This window comes from Micromonospora sp. DH14, assembly GCF_029809455.1.
GTDB lineage: Bacteria > Actinomycetota > Actinomycetes > Mycobacteriales > Micromonosporaceae > Micromonospora > Micromonospora parva.
This window is the reverse complement of record NZ_JARVKT010000001.1, coordinates 652,533-669,712: the sequence shown is the minus strand read 5'-3', so window position 1 is coordinate 669,712 and position 17,180 is coordinate 652,533. Positions and strand designations below refer to the sequence as shown.

The following is a 17,180-nucleotide window of genomic DNA, read 5'->3' as shown; positions in this document are numbered from 1 at the left end:
AGGCGGCGAATCGATGACGTGTCAACCAACCGCTAGACTCGTCGGGTGGACGCAACCCGGTGGCTGGACGAACGCGAGGACCGCGCGTGGCGCGGCTACCGCCGGATGCGTCGGCTGCTCGACCTGGAGCTGGCCCGGGAGCTGACCCAGGACGCCGGCCTCTCCGAGGCCGACTACGACGTGCTCTCCGACCTCTCCGAGACACCGCAGGGGCGGCTGCGCCTGCGGGAGCTGGCCGACCGCATGCTCTGGTCGCGCAGCCGGCTCTCCCACCACCTGACCCGCATGCAGCAGCGTGGCCTGGTCACCCGCGAGGAGTGCGCCGACGACGCCCGCGGCGCGGTCGTCGTCCTCACCCCCGCCGGTCGGCAGGCCGTCGAAGCCGCCGCACCGGGCCACGTGGCCGCCGTCCGCCGGCACCTGATCGACCTGCTCACGCCGGCGGAGATCGACGCGCTCGGCGCGCTCACCCACCGGGTGGTCGACCACCTCGGCGGGCGGGCGCCGCAGCCACGGCACGCTGCGGAGGCCTGACGTGGACCCCCGCATCCTCCACCGACTGCGCTGCCCGGTCTGCGGCGAGCCGCTGGCCGAGACGACAGCCGGCACCGCCAGGGCACTGCGCTGCCCGCGCCGGCACAGCTTCGACATCGCCCGCCAGGGGTACGTCAACCTGCTCGCCGGTCGCGCCCCGCACGCCGGCGACACCGCCGAGATGGTGGCCGCCCGCGCGGACTTCCTCGCCGCCGGGCACTACGACGTCATCTCAGCCGCCCTCGCCGCCGCCGCGACGGACGCCGTCGGCCGGCTGCCCGCCACGACCGCCACGCGTCCGCGACCCGCCCCGCCCGCGGCTCACCCGCCAACCGGCACGACGGTTTCCGGGCAGAGCCGGCACACCGACGGCGCAGCAGAGCAGACAACGGCAGCGGTACGCGCCGAACCCGCACCCGACGTCGACGCGTACCCCCTGGTGGTGGATGCCGGCGCCGGCACCGGCCGGTACCTCGGCGCGGTGCTGGCGGCGCTGCCCGACGCCGTGGGTCTGGCTCTGGACGTGTCCAAGCCGGCACTGCGCCGCGCGGCCCGTGCCCACCCCCGGGCCGCCGCCGCGCTCGCCGACACCTGGCAACGACTGCCGCTCGCGGACGCCTCGACCGCGGTGCTGCTGAACGTCTTCGCCCCACGAAACGGCGCCGAGTTCCACCGGGTGCTCGACCCGGCCGGGACGCTGCTGGTGGTCACGCCCGGCACCGACCATCTCGCCCAGTTGGTGGATGCCCTCGACCTGCTGCGGGTGGACCCGGACAAGGCCGACCGGGTGACCGACAGCCTGGGCGGGCACTTCACGCCGGCCGGCTCGGCCGTGCACCGGGCGCAGCTGACACTGACCCGGCCGGAGGCCGCCAGCCTGGTCGGGATGGGCCCGAGCGCCTGGCACACCGACCCGGACGCGCTCGCATCCCGGCTGGCCGCCCTGCCCGAACCGGTCCGGGTCACGGTGGCGGTGCGGGTGGACGCGTACCGGCCACACTGACCTCAGGTGGACAGGTCGACCTCTTCCCAACCGGGCGGCTCGTCGTGGTACGGCCCCCGCAGGATCACCGCCCACTCCAGCGCCCAACGCCGCTGCCCGATCGCGTTCGCGTCGACCAGGCCCGGTGCGCGCCGGCCGCCGCGCTCGGTCTCCAGGTACGCCCAGTCCAGGCAGTAGTGCAGGTCGAGCAGGGCGGCCGCGTCGGCCGGGTGCTGCGGCGCCGTGAGGATCCGGGAGCGCCAGTGCGGGAAGGTCTCCCCCTCGGCGATGTGCGGCAGCCGCTCGATCAGCCGCTCGTCGACGGCCAGGGTGGGGTCGAGCTGCTTGCTCAGGCCGAGCACCCAGGCCAGCGCGAAGAGCGCGTCGTGGTGCAGCACGAACGACCGGTGGTCGCCCTTGCCGCCCATCACGAACTGCCACTCCGGCGGGGTGACCATGTCGACCAGGTGCGAGCCGAGCAGCCAGCTCATCGCCGCCTGCGGGGGCATCCCGAAGCAGCGGGCCAGGATCAGGTGCAGCACCGCGATCCTCGCCTCGATCTCCCCGGTCGGGCGCAGGTCGATCTGGTCACCCGGTTCCCAGACGAGAGGGAACTGGGCCGGCGGCAACGGCAGGCCCAGCCGGGACAGCTCGTCCAGGCTCGCCTCGCGCACCTCACGTGGGTCGGGGGCAGCAACGCTCACGGCGGATCTTCCTGTCTGCTCGCGCCGGCGCAAGGCCGGTTGTCCCCCCTTGGCCTGCGACAATAGCGCTCCCAGGTGACTGGCACCACGCCAGGGCGACAGCGAATCGATCAGCCGACGCGTTCGATGACCAACGGCGTCCCGGCCGGGGCCGTCGACGCGATCCGCACCGCTTCGGCGGCCTCGGCCAGCGCGGCCGGAATCCGCGTCGCGTCCTCGGCACGCAGCTCGTAGAGCGGGTCACCGGCCCGCACCTCGTCACCCGGGCGCTTGTGCAGCACCACACCGGCCGGCACGCTCACCGGGTCCTCCTTGCGGGCCCGACCCGCGCCGAGCCGCCACGCGGCAACCCCCATGGCGTACGCGTCGACAGCCGCGACGTAGCCGTCCCGCTCGGCCCGGACCACCTCCACCTCGGCGGCCGTTGGCATCGGCGCGTCCGGGTCGCCGCCCTGCGCCCGGATCATCGCCCGCCAGGAGTCCATCGCCCGGCCGTCGCGCAGCGCCGCCGCCGGGTCGGCGTCCGGCAGACCGGCGGCGTCGAGCATCTCCCGGGCCAGGGCGAGGGTCAGCTCCACCACGTCGGCGGGTCCACCGCCGGCCAGCACCTCGACCGACTCGGTCACCTCGACCGCGTTGCCGATCGCCAGGCCCAGCGGGGTGGACATGTCGGTGAGCAGGGCGACGGTCCGCACGCCGTGCGCACCGCCCAGCTCGACCATGGTGCGCGCCAACTCACGGGCCTGGTCGACGGACTTCATGAAGGCGCCCGAGCCGACCTTGACGTCGAGGACCAGCGCGCCGGTCCCCTCGGCGATCTTCTTGCTCATGATCGAGCTGGCGATCAGCGGGATCGCCTCCACGGTGCCGGTCACGTCGCGCAGCGCGTACAGCTTGCGATCGGCGGGCGCGAGCCCGGCACCGGCCGCGCAGATCACCGCGCCGACGTCGTCGAGCTGGGCGATGAACTCGTCGTTGCTCACCGTGGCCCGCCAGCCCGGGATGGACTCCAACTTGTCCAGCGTGCCGCCGGTGTGCCCGAGACCCCGGCCGCTGAGCTGCGGCACCGCCGCGCCACAGGCCGCCACCAGAGGGGTGAGCGGCAGAGTGATCTTGTCGCCGACGCCGCCGGTGGAGTGCTTGTCGACAGTCGGCCGGCGTACCGCCGACAGGTCCAGCCGCTCACCGCTGGCGATCATCGCGGCGGTCCACCGGGCGATCTCCGGCGCGGTCATGCCGTTGAACAGGATCGCCATCGCCAACGCGGACATCTGCTCGTCGGCGACAACCCCCCGGGTGTACGCGTCGACCACCCAGTCGATCTGAGCGTCCGACAGCACGCCCCCGTCCCGCTTGACCCGAATAACGTCAACAGCAGCAAAACTCATCAGAAGATCATCCCTAGTCTGTTGCAGATCCCTACCGACGGCGGTCGGCCCCCGCCCCCAACCGCAACCACTCAAGACCACCGCACCGGGATCTCCGCAGGCGGCTCACCCTCACCGGCCCAGAAGATCGTGCCGGTCTCGTCGACCACCACCACCCGGGGCGTCCGGGCCAGACCCCAGGTGATCGCCTCGGCCGGCTGGTCCCAGCTCGGAGCTTCCTCCAGCACCCCGGTCTCGGCGCCGGCGTCGTCTCCGGCCGACCGCTCCCAGTACGCCGTCCAGACCTGCTGACCAGCGGACATGTCCGGGTGCACGAAGACGGTGCCGCGCCCGCGCCAGGCAGCGAGCCGCTCCGGGACCACCGGCACCGGCGTCTCACCGGTGACGGCCTCCAGGTCCTCCACGCCGAAGGCGTGCGGCAGCAGCTCGGCCATCCGCAGTGGCCGGGTCTTGCTCTCGATGAGGCACTCCGGCCCGCCGTGCTCCCAGAGCAGCTGCCGGCACCGGCCGCACGGCATCAACGGCTCGCCGGTCGCGTCGACGCAGGAGAGCGCGACGAGCCGACCGCCACCGGTGGCGTGCAGGCTGGACACGACCCCGCACTCAGCGCAGAGCGTCACCCCGTACGCGGCGTTCTCCACGTTGCAGCCGACCACCACCCGGCCGTCGTCGACCAGCGCGGCGGCGCCGACCGGGAACGTCGAGTACGGCGCGTACGCGTGCCGCATCGCTTCGGTGGCGGCGGCGCGCAACTGCGCCCAGTCAATGTCGGTCATGTCATCATTCTGCCGAAGTAGCCCAGGTCAGAAGCGGGCAGGGCCGGGTCCCCGGCCCTGCCCGCAGCGGTCTGTGGTGATGGTGGTCAGCCCTTGATGTACGGCTTGCCGTCGGCGGCCGGTGCCCGGACCCGGCCGACCAGCCCGGCGACGGCCAGGATGGTCGCCAGGTAGGGCAGCATGGCCAGGAACTGGCTGGGGATCGAGCTGCTGATCGCGCCCAGGTAGGTGGCGAGCTGGTCGGCGAAACCGAAGAAGAGGGCGGCGAGCAGCGCGCCGGTCGGGTTCCACCGGCCGAAGATCAGCGCGGCCAGGGCGATGAAGCCCTTACCACCGATCATGTTCTTGGTGAACGAGTAGAGCGCCAGCGTGTAGGACGCGCCGCCGATGCCGGCGACCACACCGGCCAGCAGGACGTTGCGGTAGCGCACCCGCAGCACCTTGACGCCGAGCGTGTCGGCCGCGATCGGGTGCTCGCCGACGGACCGGGTACGCAGCCCCCACCGGGTGCGGAACAACGCGATATGGATCACCAGGACCAGGAGCAGCCCGAGGTAGAGGAAGATGTTGCCGCGGAACAACGCCGGCCCGAGCACCGGGATGTCCTTCAGCAGCGGGATCTCCCAGTTGCTGAAGCGCGGCGCGCTGTTGTACCTCGCGGCGTCGGTCTGCATCAGCCGCTCGTAGAGGAAGCCGGTGACGCCGACCGCCAGCAGGTTCAGCACGATGCCCATGACGACCTGGTCGACCAGGTACCGGATGGCGAAGACGGCGAGCAGCAGCGAGATGAACGCGCCGCCGATGGCGGCGGCGACCAAACCCACCCAGACGCTGCCGGAGATGCTGCCGAAGAGGGCGCCGCTGAACGCGCCCATCAGCAGCTGGCCCTCGATGGCCACGTTGACCACGCCGGAGCGTTCGCAGAGCACACCGGCGAGCGCGCCGAAGATCAACGGCAGGGCCAGGATGAAGGTGCCCCGGATGATGTTGACCAGCGGCATGAAGTTCTGCCCGGTCGGCGCGGCGGAGACCTGCCAGCAGAGGAACGACAGCACGAAGGCGACCAGCCCGACGCCGAGCACGGGAAGGAACCACCGCTTCGGCACCCCGGCGAGCAGCGCCGCGCCGGCGGCGATCGTGATGATCCCGAACAGGATCGCCCCGATCGTGCCGTTGATCTCCAGCGCGGCGCCGGCCGCGTCGTCGCTGAGGGTGAACCGGGCCTGCTGGTCGGTGGCGAGCGCGCCGAAGAGCACCGCGGACAGCAGGCCGAGCCCCAGCAGCGTGAGGCCGACCTTGCGGCTGCGGGTCCAGAAGCCCTCGTCTACCGGGGCGACGGCGATGTCGGGGACAGCCATGGTGGACATCAGTTACCAGCCCTTCGCCAGGCTCGTCTGCAACCGGGCGGCGCGGGCGGCCCGGAGCTGGAAGATCGCCTTCACCAGGGCCGGCGCGGCGATGAAGATGACGATCAGCGCCTGGAGCACCGTCACCAGCTCCAGCGAGATCCCGGAGTACGACTGCATCCGGTTACCACCGGCCTGCAGCGCCCCGAACAGCAGCGCGGCGAGCAGCACCCCCCAGGGCTTCACCCGCCCGAGCAGCGCCACCAGGATGCCGTCGAAGCCGATCTGCGCGACCACCAGCGGGGTCAACGCGCTGGCGGTCGAGCCGAGCACCATGTTCGAGCCGCCGAGGCCGGCCAGGATGCCGGCAAAGACCATGATCAGGATGTACGTCCGGGTGACGCTGATGCCGGCCGTCCGGGCGGCGTCCGGGTTGGCACCGACCGCGCGCAGCTCGAAGCCGAGCGTCGAGCGGTTGAGCAGCCAGGCGACCGCCCAGGTGGCCAGCACGGCGAGCAGGATGCCGGCGTGCACCCGCAGGTTGTCGCCGAGCAGTCGGGGCAGCTGGGCGGAGCTGTCCACCGCCTTGCTGATCGCGTCGGTACGGGTCGGATCCTGCACGCCGTTCTGCACGATCAACCAGGTGAGGAAGTACGTGGCGACGTAGTTCAGCATGATCGTGTTGATCACCTCGTGCGCGCCCGCGCGGGCCTTGAGGATGCCGGGGATGAAACCCCAGATCGCTCCGCCCAGCGCGCCGGCCAGCACCGCCACCAGCAGGTGCAGACCCGGCGGCAACGGCAGCAGGAAGCCCGCCAGCGCCGCCATGATCACGCCGATGGTGGCCTGGCCCTGGGCGCCGATGTTGAACAGGCCGCCACGGAAGGCCAACGCCACCGACAGACCGGTGAAGACCAGCGGCGCCGCGTAGGTCAGCGTCTCCGAGATCGGCGCGAGCACCGCCTGCCAGCCGTTGGCGCCGTCCAGCCAGCCGGAGAACGCCTCGGGATCGAAGATCGAGCCCTTGAACAGGTTCGCGTACGCCTCGCTGACGAGCGTCCAACTGGAGTTGATCGCGTCGGACGGGCGGGAGGTGATGTACGAGTACGTGGAGAGCACGTCGGGATCAGAGATGATCATCAGCACCGCGCCGACCACGATCGCCAACACCAGCGACAGCAGGGTCACCGTGAAGGTGTTGGCCGCCCAGAGGTTGTCCAGGAACAGCCGACCCAGGCTCGGCTTCGACCCCGGCTCCGGCTCCGCCGCCGGGCGGTCCGGCTGGGTCGCCACCTCGGCCCGTTCGGTGTTGCCGAGAGCGTTCTGCGCCGCCTGCGCCTCGCTCGCCGGCTCCTTGTCCGGCGAACCGGACTGCGGATTGGGTGAGTCGCTCATGCCTCGTCCTCGCTCGCGGAGCCCGGGTCGCTCGCCGGGCTCCCGTCGGTGGCCGGCCCGTCGCCGGGCACGGCGTCCGTGTTGCGCTCGCTCGCCGCGTCCGGGGTGATGCCGGCCATCAGCAGGCCGATCTCCTCACGCGGGGTGTCCGGGCCGACGATGCCGATGATGCGACCGCGGTACATCACCGCGATCCGGTCGGCCAACCCGATCACCTCGTCGAGTTCGCTGGAGACCACCATGACGGCGGTGCCGACGTCCCGTTCGTGGATGATCTGGCTGTGGATGAACTCGATCGACCCGACGTCGACGCCACGGGTCGGCTGGGCGGCGATGAGGAGCTTCAGCGGCCGGGACAACTCCCGGGCCACGATCACCTTCTGCTGGTTGCCGCCGGAGAGAGTGCCCACCGCCGCGTCAGCCGATGACGTGCGGACGTCGAACTGCTCGATCCGCTCCTTCGCCGAGGCGGCGATCGCGTCCGGCTTGAGCGCGAGCCCGGCACCGAACGGCGGCCGGTCGTAGATGTCCAGCACCAGGTTCTCCGCGACGCTGAACTCCTTGACCAGGCCGTCCACGCTGCGGTCCTCGGGCACGTAGCCGACGCCCGCCCGGAGCACCCGCTTGGGCTTCCAGCCGTTGATCCGGTCGCCGGCCAGGCTGACCGTGCCACCGAGCACCGGGCGCAGGCCCATGATCGCCTCGATCAGCTCGGTCTGACCGTTGCCCTGGACGCCCGCCACGCCGAGCACCTCACCCGCCCGCACGGTCAGGTCGATGCCGTCGACGGCGCGGATCTGCCGGTCGTCGTCGACGACCAGCCCAGCCACCTCCAGCACGGGCTCGCCCGGGGTGGCCGGGGTCTTGTCGACGGTGAGCCGGACGTTGCGCCCGACCATCAGCGCGGCCAACTCGTCCCGGCTGGCCTCCGGCGAGGCGGTGCCCACCGTCTTTCCGCGCCGGATCACGGTGATCCGGTCGGCGATGGCCTTGACCTCGCCAAGTTTGTGGGTGATGAAGACGATCGACTTGCCGGCCGCCTTGAGCGACCGCATCACCGTCAGCAGTTCCTCGGTCTCCTGGGGGGTGAGCACCGCGGTCGGCTCGTCCAGGATGAGCAGGTCGACGTCGCGGGTGAGCGCCTTGACGATCTCGACGCGTTGCTGGATGCCGACCGGCAGGTCCTCGATCACCGCGTCCGGGTCGACCCGCAGGTTGTAGCGCTCGGACACCTCGGTGACCTCGCGCCGGGCCCGCCGCCGGTCCAGGAAACCGGCGATGCCGCCTCGGACCTGCTCGGCGCCGAGCATGATGTTCTCGGTGACGGTGAAGACCGGCACCAGCATGAAGTGCTGGTGCACCATGCCGATCCCGGCACCGATCGCGTCGGACGGGCCCTTCAGCTTCAACGGCTTGCCGTCGACCAGGATCTCGCCCTCGTCGGGCTGGTAGAGCCCGTAGAGCACGTTCATCAGGGTCGACTTGCCCGCGCCGTTCTCGCCGAGCAGGGCATGAATCTCTCCAGGCTCCACCGTCAGGTCGATGTGGTCGTTGGCGACCAGATCACCGAACCGCTTGGTGATGCCGCGCAGTTCGAGTCTCAGCGCAACCTCCTGGAGTGCGAGCGATGGTGCAGCCTAGCTGCCGTCAACCCGGCCGGAGCGGCCCGGCTGACGTGGTGCGCGATCGGCCGCTCCGACCCCACGGTCACCCGCAGGGCCGAAGCGGCCGATCGGTCGTACCTGTCCCCCGCCGACCTCCCCGATGATCTCACCGGAGGAGGCGCGCGGTTGTCACTTGGTCGGCTGAGCCTTCGAGGTGACGGTGATGGTGCCGGCGGCGATGTCCGCCTTGATCTTGTCGACCTCGGCCTTCAGCTCGGCCGGAACCTTGCTGTCGAAGTCGTGGTACGGGGCGATCGAGACACCGTTGTTGGCCAGGGTGCCGACGAAGCCCGGGTTGGCCGGAAGCTTGTCACCGGCGGCGGCCTTCACCACGGCCTCCTTGACGGCGTCCGGGATGTTCTTGACCACGGTGGTGATGATTGCCGAGCAGTCCGGGGTGCTCTCGCAGCCGTCGACGTCCACCCAGATGGTGCTGTACTTGCCGCCCGAGGCCTTGGCGGCGGCGGTGGTGCCGAGGCCGGAGCCGCCGGCGACCGGCATGATGATGTCCGCGCCCTGGGCGACCAGCGCGTCGGAGACCTTCTTGCCCTCGTCCTGCTTGTCGAAGGCGTTGGAGAAGGAGCCCTTCTGGGTCTCCTTGTTCCAGCCCAGCGCCTGGACGTTCTTGCCCTTGGTCTTGTTGTAGTGCGCGACGCCGTCGACGAAGCCGTCCATGAAGATCGTCACCGGCGGGATCGGCACCGCACCGTAGGTCGCCACCTTGCCGGACTTGGTCATTCCGGCGGCGAGGTAACCGGCCTGGAACGCGGCCTGCGCGGTGTCGAACTGCATCGGGTAGACGTTGGCGTCACCCGGGTTCGCGTCGACGATGCCGAACTCCTGGTTCGGGTTCGCCTTGGCGATCTTCGAGGTGGCGTTGGACATCAGGCCACCGACCGCCAGGATGAAGTCGCACTTCTGGTTGACGAACTGCGTCAGGTTCGGCTCGTAGTCGGCCTCCGCCTTCGACGCGACGTACTTGATGTCGATGTTGTCGTTGGCGGCCTTGGCCTCCTGCAGGCCCTTCCAGGCCGAAGCGTTGAACGACTTGTCGTCGATGCCGCCGACGTCGGTCACCATGCAGGCGCTGAACTTCTTGGCGCCACTGCCGGCGTTGTTGTCATCCTTGGGCGCCTCGCCACAAGCGGCGGCGGTGAGCGCGAGCCCACCCACCGCGAAGATCGAGGCGATCCGCATCCCACGCACCGAGCGCAAGACGTCTCCTTCCCATTGCTCACCGCGCCTTGTGCGGTGGCAGCCCATCAGCCGGCCTGCGGGTGTGCCGCCGGCTGTCCCACGTTACGGACGGGAGCGTACGCCCGCGTCCACCCACCGGCCGACAATCGTGCACGACTGTTGAGCGCCTGTTACCCGGGTGTAACCCTTGCGTGGGGCAAGTCACTCTTCGTGCTGGTAACCGAGCGCCAAGGTGTCCGCAACGTCCGTTTCCTGGAGGCGATCTCCCTCCCTGGACGTTACCGCCAAAAGACCGCTACCGCCGCGTTGACCAGGGTCAGGCCGACGATCGCGAGGAAGTGACCACGGTTGACCACGTCCCGCTTCCGGGAGAAGAAGACCATGACGAAGATCAGCAGCGCGATCACCAACTTCGTCACAAGTTTCGCCGGCGCCGGCTCGTCGCCGTCGCGTAGCGGCGCGGACAGGCCCAGCCCGGTCAGCAACTGGATCACCGCGCCCCAGAGCATGGCCTGGTTGATCCGCAGCCGACCGCTGGCGTACTGGGCGATCGAGCCGCCGAGCAGCAGGGCGAACCCGATCAGATGGACGTAGAGAAGGATGAGTCTGAGAGCTTCCACGCTCGTCATACTCCCCCATGAACGACGGATCGTAGTAGCGGGATCCGCCGACAGGCGCGAATCAGTCGATCAACCGGTCGTTCTCGGGGTGGAACCCGACATGGCCGGCTCGCGCGGCTGGTCGAGCGCGGCCTGCGACCCGGCTCGGCTGTCACCGCCGAACGCGACGGCGACCCATCCGGCAAGGCTCACCGCAGCCAGGAGCACCACCGGCAGCGTCACCCGGTGCACCGAGGTCGCCAGCCACCACTGGATCTCGTTCGGGCCGGACAGGTAGGTCCCGATCAGAACCGCCAGGTAGTAGCCGTTGGCCGCCCACACCCAGCCGTCCGCCGCCAGCCCGGCGGCATGACGCCGCCCCCGCAGGAAGAGGGTGCCGACCAACGCCACCACCGCGGCGCCCACCAGCAGCGGACCAACCACGTCCCACAACGCCGCGACGGTGAACTGGAAGCGTTCCACCACCCCCGCGTCGCGAGCATCCGAGGTGCCGCTGGTGATGTCCGACTGGGCGTCCAACAGGCGGGCCAGCACCGCCCAGGCACCCCCGGCCAGCACCGGCAGCCACACCAGCGCCGCCCGCCGCAGGTCGGCGCGGCCCCGCACGGTGACCAGCACGGCCAGGCCTGCGACGGCGATCAGCCCCTCGTTCTTACTGAGCGCCGCGACGGTCAACAGCACCAGCGGCAACGCGGGTCGGCGCAGCGGATCCGCACCGAGCAGCAGCGCCACCGCCGCACCGACGAAGGCGGTGGACCAGAGCGCGTCGGCGAGACCGCCGGTCACCGCGTACGGGACGTTCGCCCAGGTTGCCAGGCCCACCGCGATGGCCAGTGCCCAGGCCACCCGCGCGGACACCCGGTTCAGCGCGCGCCGGACCAGGTAGACCAGCATCGCGACCACCGAGACGGTGACCAACGTGCCGACGAGCTGGGCGGTACGGAAGTCCGGCTCGACGACGCTCCACACGGCGGCGACGGGCGCGGAGGCGAACGGCGGGTAGTCGGTGTGCGAGAAGACGAAGGCGGGGCTGCCGATCGTCTCCCGCGCGTACTCGCTGCCGTTGGCGAAGTAGCCGGCGTGCAGCCACCAGATGGAGTGGGCGTCCCACTGGAAGGCCGGCTCGAAGATCATGAGGCACGGCGGGAGCAGTGGCAGCGCGATCAGCAGGCCGTGCGACCACCCTCCGTACGGTGCCGACTCGCCGGGACGGCGCGACAGCCACCAGGCGCCGGCCGCCCCGGCGACCAGCACGAGCGCGAGCCAGAGCAGCAGCGGACCGCCGACGACCAGCATCAGGACCACCGCGACAGCGCTCAGGAGTGCCGCCGTCACCGGCGCGAAGAGCACTGCGAGGAAGGGACTGCGCAGCACCGCGAAGGCCAGCGGAAACCCCGCAGCGAGGAGGCCGAGCACGGCGAGCATCGAGGTGGGATCCATGTCGTCAGCCGACCTTCCGGACGACCAGCCGCACGCCCGGGCTGGTCGGCCGCTTCCGCTGCACCGTGGTCACGCCCACCGAGTAGTCCCGCGGACCCGCCTGGACGACCACACATCCGCGCAGCACGGCAAGCTCACTCAACCGCTGTCGCCACAGGTCCTTGTCCGCCCGGGCCGGGGTGAGCGAGATCCGGCTGCCGGCGGGCACCTGCTCGGCGAACTGCTGCCAGAGCGTCTCCAGGTCCACCTGGTGTTGAAGGGCCGGAAGGTCGTGTTCCCGGTCGGCCATGAAGGCGACGCCACGGCCGGTGGCCTGCACGGCGCCCTGGGCGGTCAGCAGGAGGCAGCCCACACCGACGAGCGCCACGACGACCCGGGCGATCGTGGTCGGGTCCCGGCGCTTCGTGCCGGTCATCGGTCAGCGAGGGTCTTGGCGGGGATGCCGCCGGGACGACGCCGGGCCCGTTCCCGGCCCAGGATCCACAACGCCTCGATGCCGTCCCGCCAGGTGATCTTCTTGCCCTCCGCACGGCCCCGCGCCCGATAGGTGATCGGCACGTCGTAGGGGCGGATCTGCCGGCGCAGCAGTTTGCCGGTCACCTCGGCCTCCATGCCGAACCCACGCGACCGGATGTTCAACGACCGGAACAGCTCCACCGGCATCAGTTTGAAGCACGTCTCCACATCGCCGATGTAGGAATTGAAAAGAATGTTCGCCGCCGTGGTGACGCCGCGGTTGCCGACCACGTACCAGAAGCTGTAGGCGCTGTGGCTGCCGAAGGTGCGGTTGCCGTAGACGACTGTCGCCTGCCCCTCCAGCACCGGCGCCAACAGCTGAGGGATGTCCTGGGGGTCGTACTCCAGGTCGGCGTCCAGGATCACCATGTACTCGCCCCGGGCGTTGTCCACAGCGGTCCTGATCGCCGCGCCCTTGCCCGCGTTGCGCTGGTGGGTCACGACCCGCAGCCGCGCGTCATCCATCCGACCGAGGATCTCCGCGGTCTCGTCAGTGCTGCCGTCGTCGACCACCACGATCTCGATCTCGCACGGGTACTGCACGGCGAGGGCCTGCTTCAGGGCCTCCCCGACGCGTTCCGCTTCGTTGTAGACCGGCATCAAGATCGACAGTTGCACGAGAGTCTCCCCGGGAACAGCACCGGACGGCGGATGAAGGGCGGCGGGCCACCAGCGGCCAGTGAAACAAAAGCGCCACACGTTCGCTGGCCCGCTCTCGCTGAGCAACGTCAGCACGGCGCCGGAGCACCCTACCGCGCGCCACCGGAGATCGACCGCCCCCGGTCTCACCCCTTGACGGCTCCCGAGGTCAGCCCGGAGACGATGTACCGCTGGAGAAACTGGAAGACCAGCACCGTCGGGATCGCGGTGAGCAGGGTGCCGGCCGCGAAGATGCCGAAGTTGTTGTTGCGCTCGTTGCCCTCCAACAGGCCGTACATCCCCACCGCGAGGGTCTTGGAGTCGCTACTGGTGAGGAAGACGTTGGCCATCAGGAACTCGTTGATGGTGCCGATGAAGGCCAACAGCCCGGCCACCGCCAGGATCGGCGCCACCAGCGGCAGCATGATCCGGAAGAAGACCTGGGCGTGCGACGCACCGTCCATGGTGGCCGACTCGTCCAGCTCCCGGGGCAACGTGTCGAAGAAACCCTTCATCAGCCAGGTGTTCACCCCGAGCGCACCACCCAGGTAGAGCAGCAGCAGACCCCACGGAGTGTTGAAACCGATCGACGGCCACAGGTCGGTGATCGTGCCGAAGATCAGGTAGATCGCCACGATCGCCAGGAACTGCGGGAACATCTGCACCAGGAGCAGCGAGAGCAGCCCCACCCGGCGGCCGCGGAACCGCATCCGGGAGAAGGCGTACGCGGCGAGCGCGGAGAGGAACACCGACGCGAACGCCGCCACCCCGGCGATCAGCAGCGAGTTGAGGAACCACCGCCCGAAAGCGGTCCGCTCGAACAACCCACCGACGTTGTCCAGCGACACCCCGCCGGTCGGCACCAACTCGGTGGTGGACAACGTACCGAGCGGGTTGAGTGCCGCGGACACCACGAACACGATCGGGAACAGGCTGAACGACACAGCGAGCACGGCGACCAGGTGCCGCCAGCCGACCTGGGCGAACCAGCGGCCACGCCGCCGGCCGGCCTGGTTGAGGTTGAGGGTTGTCACGCGTACACCTCTTCCTGTTTGCGGGTGCGCCGGAAGCCGACCGCGGAGACCACCGCGACGATGGCGAAGATGAACACCGAGATGCCGGCGGCGAAGCCGAGCTGCGCCCCCTGGCCGCCGAAGGCGAGCCGATAGGTGTACGTGATCAGCAGGTCGGTGGCGCCGTTCGTCGGGTTGTCGGCGGGGAAGGGCGCACCGTCGGTGGTCAGGTAGATCGCGTTGAAGTTGTTGAAGTTGAACGCGAACGACGAGATCAGCAGCGGCGAGAGCGCTACCAGCAACAGCGGCAGGGTGACCGCGCGGAAGGACTGCCAGGGTGAGGCCCCGTCGACCGAGGTGGCCTCGGTCAGCTCGCGCGGGATGGCCTGCAACGCACCGGTGGCCACCAGGAACATGTACGGGTACCCGAGCCAGAGCTGCACCAGGATGACCGCGAAGCGGGCCGTCCACGCCTGACCGAACCAGTCCACGTCCAGCCCGAACAGGTTGTTGATCAGCCCGAAGTCGGCGTTGAACATGTCCCGCCAGGCCAGCAGCATCGCGAACGACGGCATGGCGTACGGCAGGACCAGCAGCACCCGGTAGAGATTGGTGCCGCGCATCCGGGCCGAGTGCAGCACGACCGCGATCAGCATGCCGAGCAGGAACGTCCCACCGGTGGAGCCGATGGCGAAGGCGAAGTTCCAGATCAGGGTGCTGAGGAAGGGACCGGAGACGTTCCCGTCGGTGAGCACGCGGGTGAAGTTGGTCAGGCCGGCGTTGACCTTCCAGCCCTGGGCCAGCCGCTCACCGTCGGCGGCGACGAAGGCACCCGTCTCGTCGTCGGCGGTCCAGGTACGCCCGGTCTCGGCGTCGCGGACGCAGTCGCAGGCGGCGTCGTACGCCCGCACCGCCTTGCCCTCGTACGCGCGGGACAGGCCGCTGGAGCGCAGCGCGCCACCGGGGGTGGGCACCACCAGGTCGGTGATCTCCCTGCTGCGGGAGCTGGCCTGGCCGATGTTCAGCACTGTGTACCCGGCGGCGGCGGTGACCCTCCCGCCGGTGGCGACCGTGACGTCGGCACTGTCGAGTCGGCGCAGCCCGTCGCTGTCACCGACGGAGACCGCGCCGGTGCCCGGGTCGGTGACCAGGAAGACCAGCGCACCGGTGGCCGGGTCGCCGGTGGTGGCGATCGTCAGGGCGTACTCGGCGGATCCGGGTACCTGGGCGACCGACGAGGACTCGATGGCGACGATCGCGTCGTCCTTGCTGCCCCGGTGCCCGTCCCCGAAGTTGGTGAAGGCGGTGCTGGCGGTGTAGAGCACCGGGATGACCTGGAAGGCGATCAGGAACAGGGTTCCCGGGACCAGGTACTTGGCGGGGACGTGCCGACGGGTGAGGTACAGGTAGAACAGCCCGGCGGTGGACGCCACCAGCAGGGCCAGGCCGACCCACATCTCGGCGGCGACGAGCGGGAACGCCGCCCAGACGGCGACACCGGCGGTCAGGCCGAGCAGGAGCACCTTGCCGGCGAGCCCGGTCAGGGTGATCGGCGCGTGGTCACGAGTGGCACGGGAGCGCGGGGGTGGGGAGCCGGCGGGCTCCCGGCCCGGGGCCTGCGTGGCAGACCCCGGGCCGGACAGCGGCGTACTCATTACTTGATCTGGCCGGAGATGGTCTTGCCGGCGGCGGTGATGGTGCTGGTCGGGTCCGCCCCACCGATGACGGCGGCCTCGGCCTTGCCGAACGGGTCCCAGATCGCGGCCATCGCCGGAATGGCCGGGAGCACCTGCCCGTTCCTGCCCGCCTCCTGGAACTTGGCCAGGTCCGCGTCGGCGCCCTTGACCTGGTCGAGGGCGGCGGTCAGCGCCGGCGGCCGGGGTTCGGCGTTGTACAGCGCGACGGCCAGCTCGGGCGTGGTGGTGTAGTTGGCCACGAACTCCTGGGCCAGCGCCTTGTTGGTGCCCTTGGCGGCGACGTAGAACGCCTGCACGCCCACGAACGGCTGGGCTTCCTTGCCACCGGCGAAGCCGGGGATCGCCGAGATGTCGTACGAGATGCCGGCCTTCTTGACGTCGGCCACCGCCCACGGTCCGGAGACCAGGTACGCGCACTTCTTGCCGGTGAAGGTGGCGATCGAGTTGGTGTCCGCGATGGAGCGCTTGAGCACACCCGCGCCCTTCTCGCCGAGCGCGCCGATCTTCTTGAAGGCCTCGATGGACTCGGGCTTGCCCACGCCCAGGTCCTTCGGGTCGTAGTCGCCGTTGGCGCCGGTGCCGAAGAGGTAACCGCCGGCGGAGCTGTAGAGCGGGTAGATGTGGTAGGCGTCGCCGTTCTGGCCGACCTGGAGGCAGAGCGTCTCGGTGACCTTCTTCGACGCCTTGAGCTGCTTGCCCTTGGCGACCAGGTCCTCAATGGTCTTCGGCGCCTCGGGGGCCAGTTCGGTGTTGCGGATCAGCGCAAGGTTCTCCTGCGCGTACGGCACGCCGTAGAGCTGGCCGTTGAAGGTGACCGCCTTGACGGCCGTCGCGTTGAAGGCGCTCTTCTGGTCGGCGGCGAGCTGCACCGGGTCGATGGCGCCGTTCTGCACCAGGTTGCCGATCCAGTCGTGTGCGCCGACCACGACGTCCGGCCCGCTGCCCTGTTGGGACGCGGTGACGAAGTTGGTCTGCAGGTCCTTGCTGACGGCCTGGACCTCGACCGTGACGCCGTTCTCCTGGCCGAACTTCTCGGCGAACGGCTTGAGGGCGGCGGTCCGCTTGTCGTCCGCCCAGATGACCATCTTGCCGCCGGCGGCCTTGGGGGTGTCCTTCGCGGCCGGCTCGCCGCTGTCGCCACCGCAGCCCGAGGCGGCGAGCGCCAGGGCGAAGAGGGCGACCACACCCGCGGTACGGATGCGCATCGGTGCTCCTGTCGTCATGGCGGGTCCGCCGGGGAAGGGCGGCCGGCCAGTGGGAAAGTCTGGA

Annotated in this window: 16 protein-coding genes; 2 read left to right on the top strand and 14 right to left on the bottom strand. The window is 70.3% G+C overall.

Annotated elements, in window-relative coordinates; translation table 11 throughout:
* The first annotated feature begins 45 nt into the window (after window positions 1-45).
* Window positions 46-534, top strand: a complete 489-nt coding sequence (locus tag QCZ28_RS03180) for a MarR family transcriptional regulator (protein ID WP_279515117.1) — start codon at window positions 46-48, stop codon at window positions 532-534.
* Window position 535: 1 nt separating this feature from the next.
* Window positions 536-1,537: a putative RNA methyltransferase gene (locus QCZ28_RS03175; protein WP_279515116.1), complete on the top strand. Its 1,002-nt coding sequence runs from the start codon at window positions 536-538 to the stop codon at window positions 1,535-1,537.
* A gap of 2 nt (window positions 1,538-1,539) precedes the next feature.
* Here QCZ28_RS03175 and QCZ28_RS03170 read toward each other — a convergent pair whose 3' ends face one another.
* From QCZ28_RS03170 to QCZ28_RS03105, 14 genes are all read right to left on the bottom strand, one after another.
* Window positions 1,540-2,220, bottom strand: a complete 681-nt coding sequence (locus tag QCZ28_RS03170; protein WP_030329040.1) for a DUF4272 domain-containing protein — start codon at window positions 2,218-2,220, stop codon at window positions 1,540-1,542.
* Window positions 2,221-2,330: 110 nt separating this feature from the next.
* The gene (locus tag QCZ28_RS03165; protein WP_279515298.1) at window positions 2,331-3,611 is read right to left on the bottom strand and encodes a thymidine phosphorylase; all 1,281 of its coding nucleotides are present in this window, start codon (window positions 3,609-3,611) and stop codon (window positions 2,331-2,333) included.
* 68 nt (window positions 3,612-3,679) lie between these two features.
* Window positions 3,680-4,384: a cytidine deaminase gene (locus QCZ28_RS03160; RefSeq protein ID WP_279515115.1), complete on the bottom strand. Its 705-nt coding sequence runs from the start codon at window positions 4,382-4,384 to the stop codon at window positions 3,680-3,682.
* An 86-nt stretch (window positions 4,385-4,470) separates the two neighbouring features.
* A complete protein-coding gene (locus QCZ28_RS03155; RefSeq protein ID WP_279515114.1) occupies window positions 4,471-5,751 on the bottom strand; it encodes an ABC transporter permease in 1,281 nt (426 codons plus the stop codon).
* 3 nt (window positions 5,752-5,754) lie between these two features.
* Window positions 5,755-7,125 (bottom strand): ABC transporter permease, encoded by a 1,371-nt coding sequence (locus tag QCZ28_RS03150; RefSeq protein WP_279515113.1) that lies wholly within the window; start codon window positions 7,123-7,125, stop codon window positions 5,755-5,757.
* Window positions 7,122-8,669, bottom strand: a complete 1,548-nt coding sequence (locus QCZ28_RS03145) for an ABC transporter ATP-binding protein (RefSeq protein ID WP_347815081.1) — start codon at window positions 8,667-8,669, stop codon at window positions 7,122-7,124. Before QCZ28_RS03145 ends, QCZ28_RS03150 begins: the two co-directional genes overlap by 4 nt.
* Window positions 8,670-8,918: 249 nt before the next feature.
* Window positions 8,919-9,986: a BMP family ABC transporter substrate-binding protein gene (locus QCZ28_RS03140; RefSeq protein ID WP_030329054.1), complete on the bottom strand. Its 1,068-nt coding sequence runs from the start codon at window positions 9,984-9,986 to the stop codon at window positions 8,919-8,921.
* 278 nt (window positions 9,987-10,264) lie between these two features.
* Window positions 10,265-10,606 carry a hypothetical protein gene (locus QCZ28_RS03135; RefSeq protein WP_210857649.1) on the bottom strand — a complete coding sequence of 114 codons (342 nt, stop codon included), beginning with the start codon at window positions 10,604-10,606 and terminating at the stop codon, window positions 10,265-10,267.
* Between the two features lie 69 nt (window positions 10,607-10,675).
* On the bottom strand, window positions 10,676-12,046 hold the full coding sequence (locus QCZ28_RS03130; RefSeq protein ID WP_279515112.1) for a hypothetical protein: 1,371 nt from the start codon (window positions 12,044-12,046) through the stop codon (window positions 10,676-10,678).
* Between the two features lie 4 nt (window positions 12,047-12,050).
* The gene (locus tag QCZ28_RS03125; RefSeq protein ID WP_279515111.1) at window positions 12,051-12,461 is read right to left on the bottom strand and encodes a hypothetical protein; all 411 of its coding nucleotides are present in this window, start codon (window positions 12,459-12,461) and stop codon (window positions 12,051-12,053) included.
* Complete coding sequence (locus QCZ28_RS03120) at window positions 12,458-13,180, bottom strand: glycosyltransferase family 2 protein (RefSeq protein WP_279515110.1); 723 nt, start codon at window positions 13,178-13,180, stop codon at window positions 12,458-12,460. Before QCZ28_RS03120 ends, QCZ28_RS03125 begins: the two co-directional genes overlap by 4 nt.
* Before the next feature lie 167 nt (window positions 13,181-13,347).
* A complete protein-coding gene (locus QCZ28_RS03115; RefSeq protein ID WP_279515109.1) occupies window positions 13,348-14,235 on the bottom strand; it encodes a sugar ABC transporter permease in 888 nt (295 codons plus the stop codon).
* Window positions 14,232-15,869, bottom strand: a complete 1,638-nt coding sequence (locus QCZ28_RS03110) for an ABC transporter permease subunit (protein WP_279515108.1) — start codon at window positions 15,867-15,869, stop codon at window positions 14,232-14,234. Before QCZ28_RS03110 ends, QCZ28_RS03115 begins: the two co-directional genes overlap by 4 nt.
* Window positions 15,869-17,116: a maltose ABC transporter substrate-binding protein gene (locus QCZ28_RS03105; RefSeq protein ID WP_279515107.1), complete on the bottom strand. Its 1,248-nt coding sequence runs from the start codon at window positions 17,114-17,116 to the stop codon at window positions 15,869-15,871. Before QCZ28_RS03105 ends, QCZ28_RS03110 begins: the two co-directional genes overlap by 1 nt.
* Between the last annotated feature and the right edge of the window lie 64 nt (window positions 17,117-17,180).